General features: G+C 56.9%; 18 protein-coding genes. 9 read left to right on the forward strand and 9 right to left on the reverse strand.

The annotated features are described in order from the left end of the window. Positions 1–9 precede the first annotated feature (9 nt). On the reverse strand, positions 10–837 hold the full coding sequence (locus tag ACU6HM_RS13415; RefSeq protein ID WP_022983222.1) for an IclR family transcriptional regulator: 828 nt from the start codon (positions 835–837) through the stop codon (positions 10–12). A gap of 115 nt (positions 838–952) precedes the next feature. On the opposite strand from ACU6HM_RS13415, the gene ribBA reads away from it, so the two are divergent. The 6 genes from ribBA to ACU6HM_RS13445 are packed head-to-tail and all read left to right on the forward strand — an operon-like array spanning position 953 to position 5131. Continuing rightward, positions 953–2119, forward strand: coding sequence for a bifunctional 3,4-dihydroxy-2-butanone-4-phosphate synthase/GTP cyclohydrolase II (gene ribBA / locus ACU6HM_RS13420; RefSeq protein ID WP_009454780.1), 1167 nt, complete (start codon positions 953–955; stop codon positions 2117–2119). A gap of 14 nt (positions 2120–2133) precedes the next feature. Further along, positions 2134–2652 (forward strand): 6,7-dimethyl-8-ribityllumazine synthase, encoded by a 519-nt coding sequence (ribH, locus tag ACU6HM_RS13425; protein WP_009454781.1) that lies wholly within the window; start codon positions 2134–2136, stop codon positions 2650–2652. Next, the gene (gene nusB / locus ACU6HM_RS13430) at positions 2606–3121 is read left to right on the forward strand and encodes a transcription antitermination factor NusB (protein WP_042488795.1); all 516 of its coding nucleotides are present in this window, start codon (positions 2606–2608) and stop codon (positions 3119–3121) included. Before ribH ends, nusB begins: the two co-directional genes overlap by 47 nt. Before the next feature lie 13 nt (positions 3122–3134). Next, entirely contained in the window at positions 3135–4097 is a 963-nt protein-coding gene (gene thiL, locus ACU6HM_RS13435; RefSeq protein ID WP_369327112.1) for a thiamine-phosphate kinase, read from the forward strand. 9 nt (positions 4098–4106) lie between these two features. Then, positions 4107–4628, forward strand: a complete 522-nt coding sequence (locus tag ACU6HM_RS13440; protein WP_009454786.1) for a phosphatidylglycerophosphatase A family protein — start codon at positions 4107–4109, stop codon at positions 4626–4628. Continuing rightward, positions 4625–5131 (forward strand): CinA family protein, encoded by a 507-nt coding sequence (locus ACU6HM_RS13445; protein WP_009454788.1) that lies wholly within the window; start codon positions 4625–4627, stop codon positions 5129–5131. The genes ACU6HM_RS13440 and ACU6HM_RS13445 overlap by 4 nt, the downstream gene beginning before the upstream one ends. Before the next feature lie 4 nt (positions 5132–5135). On the opposite strand, the gene ACU6HM_RS13450 is transcribed toward ACU6HM_RS13445, so the two are convergent. After that, positions 5136–5936: an IclR family transcriptional regulator domain-containing protein gene (locus ACU6HM_RS13450; protein WP_022983221.1), complete on the reverse strand. Its 801-nt coding sequence runs from the start codon at positions 5934–5936 to the stop codon at positions 5136–5138. Between the two features lie 149 nt (positions 5937–6085). Here ACU6HM_RS13450 and ACU6HM_RS13455 point away from each other — a divergent pair, with 149 nt between their 5' ends. Both ACU6HM_RS13455 and ACU6HM_RS13460 read left to right on the forward strand, forming a co-directional pair. Next, complete coding sequence (locus tag ACU6HM_RS13455; RefSeq protein WP_254498881.1) at positions 6086–7072, forward strand: Bug family tripartite tricarboxylate transporter substrate binding protein; 987 nt, start codon at positions 6086–6088, stop codon at positions 7070–7072. Positions 7073–7082: 10 nt separating this feature from the next. After that, the gene (locus ACU6HM_RS13460) at positions 7083–8351 is read left to right on the forward strand and encodes a CaiB/BaiF CoA transferase family protein (RefSeq protein ID WP_254498882.1); all 1269 of its coding nucleotides are present in this window, start codon (positions 7083–7085) and stop codon (positions 8349–8351) included. 401 nt (positions 8352–8752) lie between these two features. On the opposite strand, the gene pyrF is transcribed toward ACU6HM_RS13460, so the two are convergent. The 4 genes from pyrF to ACU6HM_RS13480 all read right to left on the reverse strand — a co-directional run bounded on the left by pyrF (position 8753) and on the right by ACU6HM_RS13480 (position 12092). Beyond that, entirely contained in the window at positions 8753–9580 is an 828-nt protein-coding gene (pyrF, locus tag ACU6HM_RS13465) for an orotidine-5'-phosphate decarboxylase (protein WP_009454796.1), read from the reverse strand. A 5-nt stretch (positions 9581–9585) separates the two neighbouring features. After that, a complete protein-coding gene (locus ACU6HM_RS13470; protein WP_009454798.1) occupies positions 9586–9969 on the reverse strand; it encodes a diacylglycerol kinase in 384 nt (127 codons plus the stop codon). Between the two features lie 154 nt (positions 9970–10123). Continuing rightward, positions 10124–11770, reverse strand: coding sequence for a chaperonin GroEL (groL, locus tag ACU6HM_RS13475; RefSeq protein WP_009454800.1), 1647 nt, complete (start codon positions 11768–11770; stop codon positions 10124–10126). 34 nt (positions 11771–11804) lie between these two features. Then, the gene (locus ACU6HM_RS13480) at positions 11805–12092 is read right to left on the reverse strand and encodes a co-chaperone GroES (RefSeq protein WP_009454802.1); all 288 of its coding nucleotides are present in this window, start codon (positions 12090–12092) and stop codon (positions 11805–11807) included. Positions 12093–12412: 320 nt separating this feature from the next. On the opposite strand from ACU6HM_RS13480, the gene ACU6HM_RS13485 reads away from it, so the two are divergent. After that, entirely contained in the window at positions 12413–13246 is an 834-nt protein-coding gene (locus ACU6HM_RS13485) for an aminoglycoside phosphotransferase family protein (protein WP_324577944.1), read from the forward strand. Here ACU6HM_RS13485 and ACU6HM_RS13490 read toward each other — a convergent pair. The 3 genes from ACU6HM_RS13490 to ACU6HM_RS13500 form a co-directional block, all read right to left on the reverse strand. Continuing rightward, positions 13238–13648 (reverse strand): DUF1697 domain-containing protein, encoded by a 411-nt coding sequence (locus ACU6HM_RS13490; RefSeq protein WP_324577945.1) that lies wholly within the window; start codon positions 13646–13648, stop codon positions 13238–13240. The genes ACU6HM_RS13485 and ACU6HM_RS13490 overlap by 9 nt on opposite strands. A gap of 339 nt (positions 13649–13987) precedes the next feature. Further along, positions 13988–15406: an indoleacetamide hydrolase gene (iaaH, locus tag ACU6HM_RS13495; RefSeq protein ID WP_446763939.1), complete on the reverse strand. Its 1419-nt coding sequence runs from the start codon at positions 15404–15406 to the stop codon at positions 13988–13990. Between the two features lie 122 nt (positions 15407–15528). Further along, entirely contained in the window at positions 15529–16674 is a 1146-nt protein-coding gene (locus ACU6HM_RS13500; RefSeq protein WP_446763940.1) for a diguanylate cyclase, read from the reverse strand. Positions 16675–16724 lie beyond the last annotated feature (50 nt).

A 16724-nucleotide genomic window follows, 5' to 3' on the forward strand; every position in this document is an offset into this window, starting at 1 on the left:
TGTCAAGTTTTATAAAGGGGGAGTACCTAGCGGCTCGCGCCAGCCCAACTGGTGTGAAATGCTGTTGGCGCACTGTCGCAACTGAGCCAGGATGGGGCTGTTGATACTGGCATCAAACAGCGTACTGGGGCCCAGACTGGTCAGGGCCAGCACAATCTGGCCGGAGTGATCAAATACGGGGACGGACAGGGCATCAATACCGGGCAAGGGGTTGCCCAGTGCCTGTGCCACACCTTGTTCACGGATTTTTTCCAGCATGGCAGCCAGTTCTTTGGGGCTGGGGCGCAGCGGACTGATACTGGTGACAACAGCGCTGTCGCCTGCCTCGCGCTCAATGTAGTGGCGCGCCACCTCAGGGGGCAGCCAGGCGGCAAAGACGTGGCCGGTGGCCGTGTGCAGCATGGACATGACCGTGCCGCAGCGCATGTTTACATGGACCGGGTAGCTGGCCTCGCTGATATGAACCATGGTGGGTCCGTGTGAGCCCAGCACCGCCAAGCCCAGGGTGTGCCCGATGCGCGAGGCCCAGGCTTGAACCAGGGGCAGGGCAATCTTCACCGGGTTCTGGCTTTGCAAGCTGACCAAACCCATCTGCAAGGCAAACGGCCCAAGCTCGTACAGGCCGGTAGCCGGAGCCTGCTGCACCAGTCCTACGTTGGTAAAACTGACCAGATACGGGTGGGCTTTGGCCGAACTCATCCCAGCTTGCGTGGCCAGATCTCGCAACATCATGGGTTGTCCGCTATCTACCAGCACTTTCAACAGGCCAAAACCCGTTTCAATGGATTGGATACGGCGACGCTTTTCGTCCATAGCAGGCAAAATGGGTTCGGTCATAGGGGTTTGGAGCGGTTTGGCACGGTCTTCAAGTGTACCGACTAATGAAGCTGCCCGCCGGGCCTTGGGTGTCGTAAAATGGCCTTAATTATTATCTGTCTGAGCAAAGAGCACGATGAATCAAGAAATTCAGTCCGACGCTGGTCAACTGGGCGCCAGTCCAATCGCTCCCGTTCCAGAGATTGTTGAAGAGCTGCGCGCCGGTCGCATGGTTATTCTGGTTGACGAAGAGGACCGCGAAAACGAAGGCGATCTGGTCATGGCCGCCGAATTCGTAAATGCCGAGGCGATCAACTTCATGGTGACGCATGGCCGCGGTCTGGTTTGCCTGACGCTGACCGAAGAGCGCTGCCGTCAGCTGGACCTGCCTTTGATGGCCACCCGCAACGGTACACGCTTTGGCACCAACTTCACGGTGTCGATTGAAGCGGCTGAAGGCGTGGAGACCGGCATTTCCGCTGCTGACCGCGCCCGTACTGTGCAAGCGGCCGTGGCCCGTGATGCACGTCCGATTGATCTGGTGCAGCCTGGCCACATTTTTCCCTTGAAGGCGGCCAAAGGTGGTGTGCTGGTGCGTGCCGGTCATACCGAAGCGGGCTGCGATTTGACGGCGATGGCAGGCTTGACCCCGGCTGCTGTCATTTGTGAAGTGCTCAATCCTGACGGCACCATGGCGCGTTTGCCCGATTTGTTGGTGTTCGCCCGCGAACACGGCATCAAGGTTGGCACTATTGCGGACCTGATCCAGTACCGCAGCGAACACGAGTCCATGATCGAGCGTTTGCACAAGAAGTCCGTCAAGACTCCTTATGGCGAATTTGAATGCCACGCTTACCGCGATCTGTCTTCCGGTGGCTTGCATCTGGCACTGGTGCACGGTGAAATCAGCCCGGAAGTGGAAACCCTGGTGCGTGTACATGAACCGACTACCGTGCTGGATGTTCTGATCGAGGGGGATGTGGGCCACAGTTGGACCCTGCCCACTGCGTTGCGTACCGTGGCCAAATCCGACAGCGGTGTTGTCTTGCTGATGAACTGCCAGAGCTCCGAAGAAGAGAGTTTCGAGCAGATTCAGGCTTGGGCTGCAGACAGCCCGGCCCAGGCGCCACGCGGTCGCCCTAGCCGCAACGATCTGCGCACCTACGGAATTGGTGCACAAATTTTGCGTGACCTCAATGTTGGTAAAGCCCGTTTGATGTCGCGACCACGTAAAATGCCAAGCATGGCCGGGTTTGCATTGACCGTGACGGGTTACCATAGCGAACCAGACTCTCAATCCTAAGCGGAGCTTCCAACATGAATCCTTACATTGTTACCCCTGACCTGAATGGGGAAGGTCTGCACATTGGTATTGTGCGTGCGCGTTTTAATGAATCCATCGGTCTGACCGAGTTGGAAGCCTGCTTGAAAGAGCTGGAAGCTTTGGGTGTAGACGAGCGCGATGTGACCGTTCTGTCCGTCCCCGGCGCGCTGGAACTGGGCATCACCCTGGGCCAGATGGCTGAAACCGGCGAATTTGATGCCCTGATCGCTCTGGGTGCTGTTATCCGCGGTGACACCTACCACTTTGAAGTGGTCAGCAATGAAAGCGCTTCGGCCATTACTCAAGTCTCCCTGGCAACCGGTATTCCTGTTGCCAACGGTGTACTGACCACCAACACAGATGAACAAGCCGAGATTCGTGCTGCTGAAAAAGGTCGCGATTGCGCCCGTACAGCGGTCGAGCTGGGCAATCTTATCGCCGTCCTCGAACCCGAGCTGGACGACGATGAGGACGAAGATTACGAGGACGAAGATCTTGACGACGACAAATAAAGTCCCGGCCAGCAAGGCCAACGGACGATCCGCGCGCCGCCGCTCGCGCGAATTTGCCCTGCAGGGCATCTACTCCTGGCTGTTGCGAGGTGCTGATGGCCTGCAGGAAGCCACCTCCATCGACGCCCATATCCGGGGCGACGAGGAGTTTGGCGAAGCCGACGCAGCCTGGTTCAAAACCTTGCTATTCGGCGTCATGCGCGAAGCCCCTGTGCTGCGCGAACGCTTTTTGCCGTATGTGGATCGTCCTTTGGAAGAGCTCTCTCCCATCGAACACGGCATCTTGCTGATTGGCAGCTACGAATTGGTGCATCACGTTGAAGTGCCTTACCGCGTTGCCATTAACGAAGCCGTTGAACTGGCCAAGTCCTTTGGCGGCACCGACGGTTTCAAATTCGTGAACGGCGTGCTGGACAAATTGGCCGCCGACGTACGCGCACCTGAAGTTGCCAAGCAGGCCCGCCGCTAAAACGGGGCGTGCCGTGCTGAACGAGTTCGGTCTTATCCAGCAGTATTTCAATCGTCCCGCTCCCGAAGGCTATTTGGGAGTGGGCGACGACTGCGCCCTTTTTACTCCAACACCCGGCTGGCAACTGGCCAGCAGCGTGGATCTATTGATCGAAGGGCAACATTTCTTTCCCGATGTGGACCCCTTTCTCTTGGGGCACAAGGCGCTGGCCGTGAACCTGTCGGACCTGGGTGCCATGGGCGCCAAGCCACGAGCCTGCCTCCTGGCTTTGTCCATGCCTGAAGTCCGGCCCGAGTGGCTGGCCGCATTCTCCAAAGGTTTGTTTGAACTGGCCGATCAGGCGCAATGCCCCTTGATCGGTGGCGATACCACGCGCAGCAAGCAAGGGGTGGTCATCAGCATTACGGTGCTGGGTGAAGTCCCGGTAGGGCAGGCCTTGCAACGCAGTGCGGCTCAAGCTGGTGACGACATCTGGTTGACGGGGGCGTTGGGGGCGGCAGACATTGCCTTGCGCCTCCTGCAGGGTCGACTGGCTGCGGACCCGGATCGTCTGGCTGCCAGCCGCCCAGCCTTGGAACAGCCCTGGCCGCCTTACCGCCTGGGTCATGCCCTGGCAGGTTTGGCTCATGCTGCCATTGATGTGTCTGATGGCCTGGTTCAAGACCTGGGTCATATCGCCAAAGCCAGCCAATGTGCCGCCCATCTGGATTGGGACGCCTTGCCGCTGGATCTTTCCTTAAAGGGTTTGCCTGCCGAGCTGCAACGCGAAGCGGTTCTGGTTGGTGGTGACGTTTTTCAATTGTGTTTTACGGGGGCTCCCCAACAACGGGAGTCCATCATGGCGCTGGCCCAGCGCGAAGGCGTGCAGCTTAGCCGTATTGGCTCCATGCACGCTGGTAGCGGGGTGTACGTGCGTGATCAACAGGGTCTGCATCCTGCCCCTGCCCAGGGCGGTTTCGATCATTTTGGTGGCTGAGTCTGTGTCATGAGCACATTTCCTGATCCTTCCTTGAATCCCATTCAACGTCCTACCCTGGATTGGGTGGTGAAAAAGCCTTGGCGCCTGATTGCCTTTGGCGGCGGTACCGGCGTATTGCGTCCGGGGCCGGGTACCTGGGGCACGGTGCTGGCCTGGGTCTTGTGGGTCTTGGGTCTGCATGTGCTGACCGACACGCAAATGGCCATTTTCTTGCCACTTACCTTTTTCATTGGCTGCTGGGCTTGCCACCGCACGGGCTACGACCTGGGCGTGTCCGATCACAGCGGCATGAATTGGGATGAGATGGTCGCCTTCTGGCTGGTGCTGTGGCTGATTCCGCAGACCTGGCTGGCACAGGGCATCGCATTCGTTTTATTTCGTTTCTTTGATATTCTCAAACCACCGCCGATCCGCTATTTTGATCGTCGTCTGCATAATGGTTTTGGCGTTATGTGGGACGATCTCCTGGCAGCAGGCTATACCTTGTTGCTGATGGCTGTCTTGGTACGTTTTGGAGTTTTCTCATGAGCGATTACGAGCACGGCAATGCCGCCCTGGCCCTGGGGCGAGCCCTGAAAGATCGCGGCTGGATGGTGGCCTGCGCCGAGTCATGTACCGGTGGCCTGCTGGCTGCTGCCCTGACGGACCTGCCCGGCTCCAGCGCCTGGTTCGAGCGCGGTCTGGTTACCTACAGCAATAAGGCCAAGGTTCAGGAACTGGGCGTGAACCAGGACACGCTGGATCGTTTCGGTGCGGTCAGTGAAGAAACCGCCATGGAAATGGCGGCGGGTGCGCTGCAAGCTACCGCAGACGCGGAACTGGCGATTTCCACGACCGGCATTGCCGGTCCGGATGGAGCTACAGCGGGCAAGCCGGTTGGCCTGGTGTGCTTTGGTTTTGCACAGCGCCGGGGTGATGGCATTGTGACCCGCGCCTCTGCCCGTATCTTTGACGGAGACCGGGCCCAAATCCGTCAGCAGGCCGTGGAATACGCCTTGGCCAGTGCGCTGACCATGCTCAATCCCGCCTGATTGCTCAGGCCGGCAACATCAAACCCAGCTGCCTGGCGCTCGAACGTAGTTCGGGCAGGCAGCGCTGGATCAGCTTTTCTTCTGTGTCCTGCCAGTCCTTGATGCTGATGCTCATCCCGGCCACAACGCGCCCGCTGGCACTGCGCACGGGTACGCCAATTGCCGTTAGACCCAGTTCCAGTTCTTCCTTGATCAAGGAATAATCCTTTTCCTGCACCTGCTTCAATTCGCGCAGCAAGGCCTCGCGAGTATGGGCGGTGTATTGCGTCATGATCTTGAAGGGAGCCAGCTCCAGGTAGGCATCCAGCCTGCTTTGCGGCAACTGCGACAGCATCATTCGCCCGATAGAGGTGCAGTGAGCAGGCAGGCGGCTACCCAGGCCCAGAGACACAGTCAGTACACGCTGTCGTTGGGCGCGTGCCAGATACAGAATTTCGTCCCCATCCAGCAAGGCCAGTGCACAGGTTTCACCGACGCGGTCACTCAGGTCGTCCAGTATGGGCTGGGCCAGACTGACGATGGAGGTCGAAGAAAAGTAGGCATGGCCCAGCTGCAAAATCGCCGGACGCAGCTTCCAGAACGGACCTTCCTGCTCTGCATAGCCCAGGGCTTGCAGCGTGTAGAGGCAGCGCTGCACCACCGCCCGTGCCAGACCCGTTTTCAGGGCAATTTCTGCGGCCCGCAATGGGCGTCTTCTATCTGAAAAAGCCGTAATCACCTGCAAACCACGGGCTAGCGATTGCATGTAATCCGGGTCGCCTTTGTAGCTGCTGGTGGCGGGGCCTGTCTCTTTATTTGTTGTCATGGCTCAGGAAGTGGCAAGGTCTAGTTTTGTTCGATTAACGAACTTGATGGGATTCACAAGAATTATCGATGATAAATTGTAAAAAAAACAAGACTTAGCAATTTAATAATCAAGTTCGATTATCGGACGAAATAAGTTTGGAGTGATGCATGAAAAAAATTCTAGCCCGTAAAGTGGCTCCTCTTCTGGCCGGAATGGGTTTGTTGTTTTGTTCCTTGGGCGCGCAAGCCGCGTATCCGGACAAGCCTATCCGTCTGGTTGTGCCCTTTACGCCGGGCGGTGTGACTGACGTGATTGCCCGAGGTGTCGCGCAGCAACTGTCCAAGGATCTGGGCCAGATCATCATTGTGGAAAACAAGCCCGGTGCCAGCGGCATTATCGCTACGGACTTCGTCGCGAAATCTGCCCCCGATGGCTATACCGTCCTGCTGGCTGCGGTTGGTCAGGCCGTGGTGAACAACCACCTTTACAAGAAACTGCCTTACGATCCGGCGCAGGATCTGGCCGCTGTTTCTCTGGTGGCGGAAGGGCAGAACGTGCTGGTGGTGAACGCCAAGCAAAGCCCATTCAATACGGGCGAGGAGCTGATCAGTCATGCTCGCGCCAAGCCCGATGATCTGACTTACGCTTCCTTTGGTAATGGCTCGTCCTCGCACCTGTCGGCTGCCGCCTTTACCACGATGGCCAATATCGACGTCATCCACGCTCCTTACCGTGGCAGCGCACCTGCCATGACCGATCTGCTAGGTGGTCACATCTCCTTCATGTTCGACAGCATGGGCACCGCAATTACGCACATCAACGCCAATACTGTGCGTCCCCTGGCTGTGTCCGGTCCGGAGCGTTCCTCCTTGTTGCCAGAGGTTCCAACCTTTGCAGAGTTGGGCCTGAACCAGGGCTATAACGTGACAGCCTGGTTTGGTTTCCACGTCAGCAGCGGCACGCCTATTGAAATTATTGATCGCCTGAGCCAGGCCATGAAAACCGTCAGCGAGAACAGCGAGTTTGTTGAAACCTTCCGTCGTCAGGGCGTGGACATCATTTCCTCCACCCCTGCCGAGTACGCCGAGTTCCTGCGTCAGGAAGACGAGAAATTGGGCAGCCTGATCAAGCAAGCCAATATCACGCTGGACTAATTGTTTTTGAATGGAGCACTGTAACGTGAGCGATCAGCACGCCTCGCAGGCGACGCGTCCTGCCCCTTTGGATGGTATCCGGGTTCTGGATCTGACACGTATTCTGGCTGGCCCATGGTGCACACAGAACCTGGCCGACCTGGGGGCCAATGTCTACAAGATAGAGCGACCCGAAACCGGCGACGATACCCGCGCCTGGGGCCCGCCCTTTTTGCAGACACCTGAAAAGGAAGATACGGCTGAAGCGGCCTATTACTTGTCGGCCAACCGTAACAAGCAGTCGATCAGCCTGGACATTGCCAGCCAGGAAGGGGCGGATGTGGTGCGTGCCATGGCGCGGGAATGCGACATTCTGGTGGAGAACTTCAAGGTGGGGGGTCTGGCTAAATACGGCCTGGACTACGCCAGCTTGAAAGAGATCAACCCTCGCCTGATTTATTGCTCGATTACCGGCTTTGGCCAGACTGGTCCTTATGCCGAGCGTCCGGGTTATGACTTCATGATCCAGGCCATGGGCGGCATGATGAGCCTGACGGGCGAGCGTGATGACAAGCCCGGCGGTGGTCCTCAGAAAGCGGGGGTTGCCGTCGCGGACTTGATGACGGGCATGTATGCCACCAGCAGCATTCTGGCCGCCTTGTTTGAACGCTCACGCAGTGGTTTGGGGCAGCATATCGACATTGCCTTGCTGGACTGTCAGGTAGCCATGCTGGCGAATCAGAACATGAACTATCTGGTCAGTGGACAGGCACCGAAGCGAGCCGGTAATGCACATCAGAATCTGGTGCCGTATCAGGTGTTCCCAACGGCAGATGGCCACATCATTGTGGCTATCGGCAATAACCGTCAGTTCGCGGCTTATTGCGAAGCAATTGGACACCCGGAAATTGTTGAGGATTCGCGTTTCAACATTAACAGTCAGCGGGTCAAGCACAGGGATGAGCTGGAGCAGATTCTGAGTGCCGCGATGCAACAGCATCCTAGCGCTTATTGGCTGGACGTCCTGGACAAGATTGGCGTGCCAGCCGGACCTATCAATGATCTGCATGGTGTGTTCTCCCACCCGCAGGTCCAGGCCCGGAACATGCGGATCGAGCTGGACCACAGCCAGGCCGGCAAGGTCAGCATGACGGCCAGCCCCATGCGCTTCTCTGACAGTCCGGTGTCCTACCGCATGGCTCCGCCGCAGTTGGGTGAGCATACCGAGCAGGCGCTGGAGAGTTTGCTGGGAGCGGATAGCCCGGAGCTGAAGCAGTGGCGCAACCGGAACCAGGCTTGAGCAGGGTTAAAAGCCGAAGCCAAACCAGAATTTGAACCAGTGTCAGAGTCGAGGCGCAGGCCTAGTTTAGCGTTTGGACTTGTGGCAGAAGTAGTGTCTGATTGACACCGCCCCTGCTACCTGAAATACAGGTCAGACCCTGGCCTAGGCCTCGTGACTCAGTAGGGGGAAGCTGCTTCTTACGCTTAAGGCTCAACTGAGCCTGAGCGGGTCCTATCGGTCATAGCTTAATAAATAAGAAGCCCCACTCACTTTGGATTGAATCCAAGTGAGTGGGGCTTTCTTGTATCTACACTAATTGCTGTCGCTGTCGCTGTCGCTGTCGCTGTCGCTGTCGCTGTCGCTGTCGCTGTCGCTGTCGCGATCCCCGGACTTGTTCGACAAGCCGGGAGGGCCATCAATCAACGCTGCTTGTTGCGCGCATCATTAATCGCATTGCGCGTAGCAATCGCTGCAGCTTGTGCCGCATCACGCCAGTCATCGCCACGGCTGGCGTACAGAATGGCGCGCGACGAGTTGATCATCATGCCGTTACCGTGCGAGTCCATACCAGCAGCAACGGTGGCGACCACATCGCCACCTTGTGCGCCAATGCCGGGCACCAGCAAAGGCATATCGCCAATACGGGCACGTACCTTGCCAATTTCCTCGGGGAAGGTTGCGCCCACCACCAAAGCACATTGGCCGTTTGTATTCCATTTCTCTGCCACCAGGCTGGCTACGTGCAGGTACAACGGGGTACCGTCGGCCATCTCCATGAATTGCAGGTCCGAGCCACCAGGGTTGGAGGTGCGGCACAGCACGATCACGCCCTTGTCCTTGTGCTCCAGGTACGGCTCTACCGAGTCAAAGCCCATGTAGGGGCTGACGGTGACGGCGTCTGCGCGGTAGCGCTCAAAGGCTTCGCGTGCGTACTGCTCGGCTGTCGAACCCACGTCCCCACGCTTGGCATCGAGCACGATGGGCAGGTGAGGGTAGCGGCTGCGAATGTAGTCGCACAGGTCTTGCAACTGATCCTCGGCACCCTGAGCGGCAAAGTAGGCAATCTGTGGCTTGATGCCGCAGGTGTAGTCGGCGGTGACGTCCACAATCGCTTTGCAGAACTCATAAATCGCGCCGGGTTTGCTGGCCAGCTCCAAAGGCAGGCGGGCAGGGTCTGGGTCCAGACCCACCATCAGCATGGATTGGTTGTCCGTCCAGGCACGGTTCAGTTTTTCTATGAATGTCATGGGAATCAGGAAAGTAAACGGCTATACAAAAAGCTGAGCCAGACGGCACCAGCAAAAATAAGGGACAGCAGCACGGCAGCACTGGCCAGATCCTTGGCCCGCCCGATCAAGGGGTGGTGCTCCAGGGTAATCGTGTCGGCCAGGGCCTCCAGGGCCGAGTTCAGCAGCTCCACCACCAGCACAAAGACTAGTGTGCCCAGCAGGACCAGAATCTCCGCCGGGGTTTGCCCCAGCCAGAATGCCAGTGGCGTCAGGATGACAGCCAGCGCCAGTTCCTGGCGAAAGGCAGCCTCATGGCGCAGAGCAGCGGCCAGGCCCTGGCTGGAGTAGCGCAGGGCATTGAACAGGCGGCCAACACCGCCTTTGCTTTTGAATGGAGAGTCTGACATGAAGGACGCTGCAGATTGAAGTGCCCTGATTATAGGGGTTTGCTTGGGCGAAAAAAAACCGGATGGAAAAATCCATCCGGTTTTTGTACTAAAAGCGTGGCGATCAGGGCAGAAGTGATCAATTTCCGCCCGGATCGGGGTGCTGATAAGTGGCTTAGAAGCCGCCCATACCACCCATGCCGCCCATGCCACCCATGTCAGGCATGGCTGGAGCAGGTTTGTCTTCCACGATTTCGGTCACGGCCACTTCGGTGGTCAGCAACAGGCTGGCGATCGAAGCTGCGTTTTGCAGGGCAGTGCGAGTCACCTTGGTTGGGTCCAGAACGCCTTGCTCGACCAGGTCACCGTATTCGCCAGTAGCAGCGTTGTAACCGTAGGTGCCGGTGCCGCTGGCCACTTGGTTAACAACCACGCTGGCTTCTTCGCCGGCGTTGGAAACGATGGTGCGCAAAGGAGCTTCGATAGCACGCAGGATCAGCTTGATACCGGCGTCTTGGTCGGTGTTGTCGCCTTTCAGTTGGGCAACAGCTGCGCGGGCACGAATCAGTGCAACGCCACCGCCAGGAACGATACCTTCTTCGACGGCTGCGCGAGTAGCGTGCAGGGCGTCTTCAACGCGGGCTTTCTTCTCTTTCATTTCGACTTCGGTGGCAGCGCCAACGCGAATCACGGCAACACCGCCAGCCAGCTTGGCCACGCGCTCTTGCAGTTTTTCACGGTCGTAGTCGGAAGTGGACTCGTCGATCTGAACGCGGATTTGTTTCACGCGAGCTTCGATGTCGGTGCCGTTGCCAGCGCCGTCGATGATCGTGGTGTTTTCTTTGGCCACTTCAATGCGTTTGGCCTGACCCAGGTCGTCCAGAGTCGCTTTTTCCAGGGACATACCGGTTTCTTCGGAGATCACGGTACCGCCAGTCAGGATAGCGATGTCTTCCAGCATGGCTTTGCGACGATCGCCAAAGCCAGGAGCTTTAACGGCGGTAGTCTTCAGAATGCCACGGATGTTGTTCACAACCAGAGTAGCCAGGGCTTCGCCTTCCACGTCTTCAGCAACGATCAGCAAAGGACGGCTGGTCTTGGCAACTTGCTCCAGTACGGGCAGCAGGTCACGGATGTTGGAGATTTTCTTGTCGAAAATCAGAACAAACGGATCGTCCAGAACAGCAACTTGCTTGTCAGCGTTGTTGATGAAGTAAGGGGACAGGTAGCCGCGGTCAAACTGCATACCTTCGACCACGTCCAGTTCGTTTTCCAGGGATTTGCCGTCTTCAACGGTAATCACGCCTTCTTTGCCCACTTTGTCCATGGCATTGGCGATGATCTCACCAATGGAGTGGTCGCTGTTGGCGGAAATGGAACCGACCTGAGCAATTTCTTTGCTGGTGGTGCAAGGACGGGACAGTTGACGCAGTTCGTCAACCACAACGCCAACGGCCTTGTCGATACCGCGCTTCAGGTCCATTGGGTTGATGCCAGCGGCAACAAACTTCAGGCCTTCTTCAACGATGGCTTGGGCCAGCACAGTAGCGGTAGTAGTACCGTCACCGGCGTTGTCGGAAGTCTTGGAAGCAACTTCTTTAACCAGTTGAGCACCGATGTTCTCGAACTTGTCTTTCAGTTCGATTTCTTTGGCAACGGACACACCGTCTTTAGTAACGGTAGGAGCGCCGAAAGAGCGGTCCAGAACAACGTTACGGCCTTTGGGGCCCATGGTGGTCTTAACAGCGTTAGCCAGAATATTGACGCCGCGTACGATGCGGGTACGTGCGTCGTCGCCGAAGTAAACTTGTTTTGCGGTCATGGTTTGAATCCTATTGAATTTTCGTTGGCGGTACTTATTCGATCACGGCGAAGATTTCTTCTTCGCGGATCACCAGCAGCTCTTCGCCGTCGATCTTGACGGCCTGGCCGGAGTATTTGCCAAACAGAACTTTGTCGCCGACCTTCAGATCCAGCGCCAGAACCTTGCCGTCCTCGGTTTTCTTACCGGGGCCAACGGCCAGGATTTCGCCTTGATCGGGCTTTTCAGTCGCGCTCTCGGGGATAACGATACCGGAAGCGGTGGTGCGTTCGTTGTCCAGACGCTTGACGATCACACGATCGTTCAAAGGACGCAGTGCCATGGAGAAACTCCTGTTTAAAGATGACTTTAGTTGTTGGTCCGATTGTGGGGGCGAGGCGTTTTAGCACTCAACCCCTTCGAGTGCTAATTATAGGGACGACTTTTCTAATTTCAAGAGCACCAGGGTCAGGCTGTTACATATTTGTCCTGGGGCGTGAAGTAGGGGGGAGGGAAAAGCCGGGTTCTGGTGCGTGTCTGAACTTGGGCTCACATTCATAAGGCAAGCTCAGTTAAGCTGGGCGCTTTCGATCATGAGCGGTCGGGCATGATCGAACGCCAGGCTTTCTTTTGTCTAAAGAGATTTCCACGAAAACCAGCGCAATGTCCAACTTCAACCTATTCAATGTCTTTCTCCAACGCTGGGGGGCTCAGGCCGCTGGCAAGCCTTTCAGCACTGCGACCAGCGATCTGATGCCCGTGCGGCTGACCGGAAAGTTGGAGGGGCAGCCGGCGATGATCAAAATCACACGAGATCTTGATGAGCGTATCGGCGGCCAAGTGCTGCAATGGTGGGCTGGCGATGGCGCGGCGCATGTATATGCGCTGGACCCAGGCTCTGGAGCCTTGCTGATGGAGCGTGCAACGGGCTCCAGGGACTTATTGCGCATGGCTTTAGAAGGAGAAGATGATGCAGCGACGACCTGTATCTGCCGTGCCCTTGAACAATTGCATTCAAACCGACCTTCGGCCCCACCTGACAATTTGCGCCCCCTGAGCGATTTTTTTGAATCGCTGGCACCGATGGCGCAGCAAGAGGGCGGTCTGATGGCTGAATGCGCACTAGTGGCCAATGAGCTGCTGCGAGATCAGCGTGATCAGGTCGTTCTGCACGGGGATGCGCACCATAGCAACATTCTTGATTTCGATCAGCGTGGATGGCTGGCAATAGATCCCAAGCGCGTCACTGGTGAGCGCTATTACGATTACGTAAATGTGCTGTGCAACCCTGATCTTAAAACGAGCACTGATCCAGCGCGCTTTGCACGGCAGTTGTCGGTAGTCATCGAGGTTGCAGGACTGGAGCGTCAACGCTTGCTCAGATGGGTGATGGCGCATGCGGCCTTGTCAGCTGCCTGGTTTCTGGAGGATGGATTGCGCACCGAGGCCAATAAAGAGTTGGCCGTTGCAGATCTGGCTCGACAGGCCTTAGCTTGAGGGGTTCATCATTATTTCATTACCCGTACTCAAGGCGATCAGCTTGCTCATGGTGGTGAAGTTGCGTGTCGTCGCAACGACCTTGAGCTTTCTCTCGATGAAATTATTGTTGGCTTTCAGGTCTCGATACCGGGTTGCGCACACTATATAGACGATGTCATCAATGATGCGGACCTGATCCGGTGCGTGTTCCAGGGCGTGGAAGGCATGGAGTAAGGCGCTGTCTGCTGGGGAGCGCAGCAGGGTGAAATATAGCTGGCTGGGGCTTTCGTCCTTGAAAGGATTGTTCGCCATCATCCGCATGAAATAAGCCGGTGTTCGGGCGATAACCTGAATATCTCCGCCCAGCTTGTTCTTGCCGGTAGGCATGAGGCCGCGCAATAAAAGAATCTGTGTATTCATGGTGTGTGCTGGCCGTGAGGTTGGGGTGTTGCCGTGCGGGCGGGAGTTTCAGTGCGCCATTTTATGCTGTGTTAAAAAACAGTAGTGAGTTTGGTTTTCAAGGCTCGTCAGTCTGCTCTGTGTGAGCATCACGGCTGGTTGGTGCAGATGTTGCGTCGGCGGTTTGGCGGTAATACGGACCCGGGCGCATGACGCCTTCGTGAGGAGCCTCATCAAAAAAACAGGCCGATTTCCCTAGGAATTCGGCCTGTTTCTTGTTGGGCTGATGGCATTTGAATGTGGCGAATTATTCAGCCTGGTGCAGTAGCCTGCAGATTGCTTAATCCGTCTTTACGTCGTTTATGCCCGTTTGCTCAAATCCGGTGCCGGTGTCGTTGGCAGCAAAGGAACAATCGCCCGGCAAAGAGCCAGCAACTGATCATCTGCACCGATACCCGCTTCAATCAGCATCCCCACCGGCAAACCGCCCGACAGACCGATAGGCAGGGAAATGCCCGGTGCGCCCAGGTTCGAACCCAAGTCGGTACGCGAGATGTAGGTGTTGAAGGTAGGCACTGCCTTGCCGTTCATCATGGTGCTTTCATCATCGCCAATCGGGCAGGCGGTCAGCGGGCTGGTCGGGAAGATCAAGCCACTGACATTGGACTGGCGCAGCAGGTCCGCATAGGCCTGTTGCATCAGGGGGCGGTCTACATTCAGCGCTTCTTCGTAGGCTTCCTGGCTGATGGTGTAGTCGCCCGTAATGGCGTCGAAAATCTCTTTCACATCGGGGCTGTGAATGCCCGCAATCAACTCGTCCAAGCTAATGTCGTACTTGTTTTCGGCCAGGTACAAAGGCAGGTTCTGCAAGGTTTCATACAGCACAATCGGCATGCCGACGCGGGCATTGATCTTCAGAACCGGAGACAGGTCTACATCGACCAGCGTGACACCGGCTTTTTGCAAATCATCCAGAAATGCCAGGGTCACGTCGGCCACACCGGCATCCATATCTTTCCAGAAGCTGTCACGGGGTACGCCCAGACGCAGTTCCTTCAAGGAAGGAGTGGCAATCACAGTAGGGGTCTTCTGGCAGAGCAGGCTGTCCAGCAAGCTGATGTCAGCCAGACTGCGAGTCATGGGGCCTGCTGTATCGCGGGTAGGGGACAAGGGCACAATGCCCTGGCCCGAATAACGGCCCACTGTAGGACGGAAACCGTACAGGCCGCAAAGCGCGGCAGGTAAACGCACCGAAGCGCCCGTATCCGTGCCCAAGCCAGCTGGAAACTGACGAGCTGCCACAACCGTTGCAGTGCCACCGGAAGAGCCGCCGGGAATACGACTTGGATCATAAGGGTTGCGACTGGGGCCCGTAGTGGCGTTATTGGTCGTAATCCCAAAAGCCAGTTCGTGCATCACGGACTTGGCGGGCAGCACGGCACCGGCCTTGCGCAATTGTGCGACTACATCTGCATCTTTCAGCGGCACGCGACCTTGCAGGGCGCCGGTGCTGGACGTGGTGGGCATGTCCGTGGTGTTCAGGTTGTCTTTCATCACCAAAGGCACGCCGTCCAGCGCCAAGGCTTCGCCACGGGCGCGGCGTGCGTCAGACTGATCGGCCTGCTGGTAAAACAGCTCTGAATCCAAATGTGCCAGACCGCCCAAATGGGCCATTTCTTGTGATTGCTTGAGCAGCTCGTCGGCAATCTCACGGGCGCTGAACTGGCTTTTTTCCAGACCTGCCAGCAGTTCGCTGGCGCTAAGTTCGGTAAGTGACATGGGGTCTCCTGGGGAGGCGTGAACGCCCCCGGCTTTTGCTGTGATAGTCCTATCAATCAGCCTCTAACGGGGCTGTCTTGAAAAAAGAGACTGTAAGGGTATCAGCAAGCAGGAGGAATAACTCAGGACGCCTTCCAAACGACCTTGTTGCGGCCAGCATGCTTGGCTTCGTACAAAAGCCGGTCAGCTTGCTCAATGGCCTGCTTGATGTCGCCATTGCTGTTTAGCTGAACCACACCGAAACTGGCCGTCAGCGTATGCGCCGTGGCGGGGATATGCAGATTCATCACACTGCTGCGCAAACGCTCGGCAACCAGCACGGCGGTATGCAAGCTGGTACTGCGTATCAGCAAGACAAACTCCTCGCCCCCAAAGCGGGCTGCCAAATCGTCCTGGCGAACCGTGCGAGCCAGTAAGGCCCCGAACTCCTTCAAGGCCCGATCGCCCGCTGCATGGCCCCAGGTGTCATTGACCATCTTGAAGTGGTCCAGATCGCAGGTCATGACCGCCCAACCACTATGACCATACAGCTCCAGGCGTTTTTTAACCTGCTCGAAAAATGCACGACGATTCAACAAACGGGTTAAAGGGTCCCGGCTGCGCTCATGATCCAGCGTCTGCACAATCGACATGGCGGTGCTGGTCAAAATAGCCAGCGCTACCCAGATGCTGATGAACATATTGGTTGCCAGCATCAAGAGCCATAAACCGGAGCGGGTCAGCTCTGGCTGCATCTCGTGAGGGATCAACGTGGCCAGCGCAAATACACGAACAAAGGCATAGAGCAAGGCCGTCAGGTAAGAGGCCCGCAACAGCGTTGCCAAAGGAATCGTGCGTGACCTGCCGGACAAGATCGACTTGATGGGCAAAGCAACCAACAAGGCCAGGCCCCGGTTCAGAATTTGTAAACGCAGCCAGAGATCATCATCAATCTGGGAAAAATAAAAAAGCAGCCCCAGCGTGACGAGGACGATTGCCCCAGCCAATCTGGGATGAGCACGTCCGCCAAAACGCAAGGCGACCCCATGAGACAAGGCCCAGACACCATATAAATACATAGCCGACAAGGGCAGAGTCCAGCGGGCGAGTTGCTCATTGGGCATCAGGCTATGGATCCCCATAGGAATAGCCGTGGAGATATACCCCGAGGCAATCCAGAGCAGGTAACGGTGATCGCGTAGACGGCTCCAGCAGTAAATCATCGCGATGCCCAGCAATGCCGCGCAGGCAGGGACGATCAGAACGAAATACTGGTTCGGAGAGGACACGGTGTGTTCGCGTGCATTAAGAAGAGTTGAAAACTGGCGTTACAACAATT

It is taken from the genome of Alcaligenes sp. RM2, from assembly GCF_052931795.1.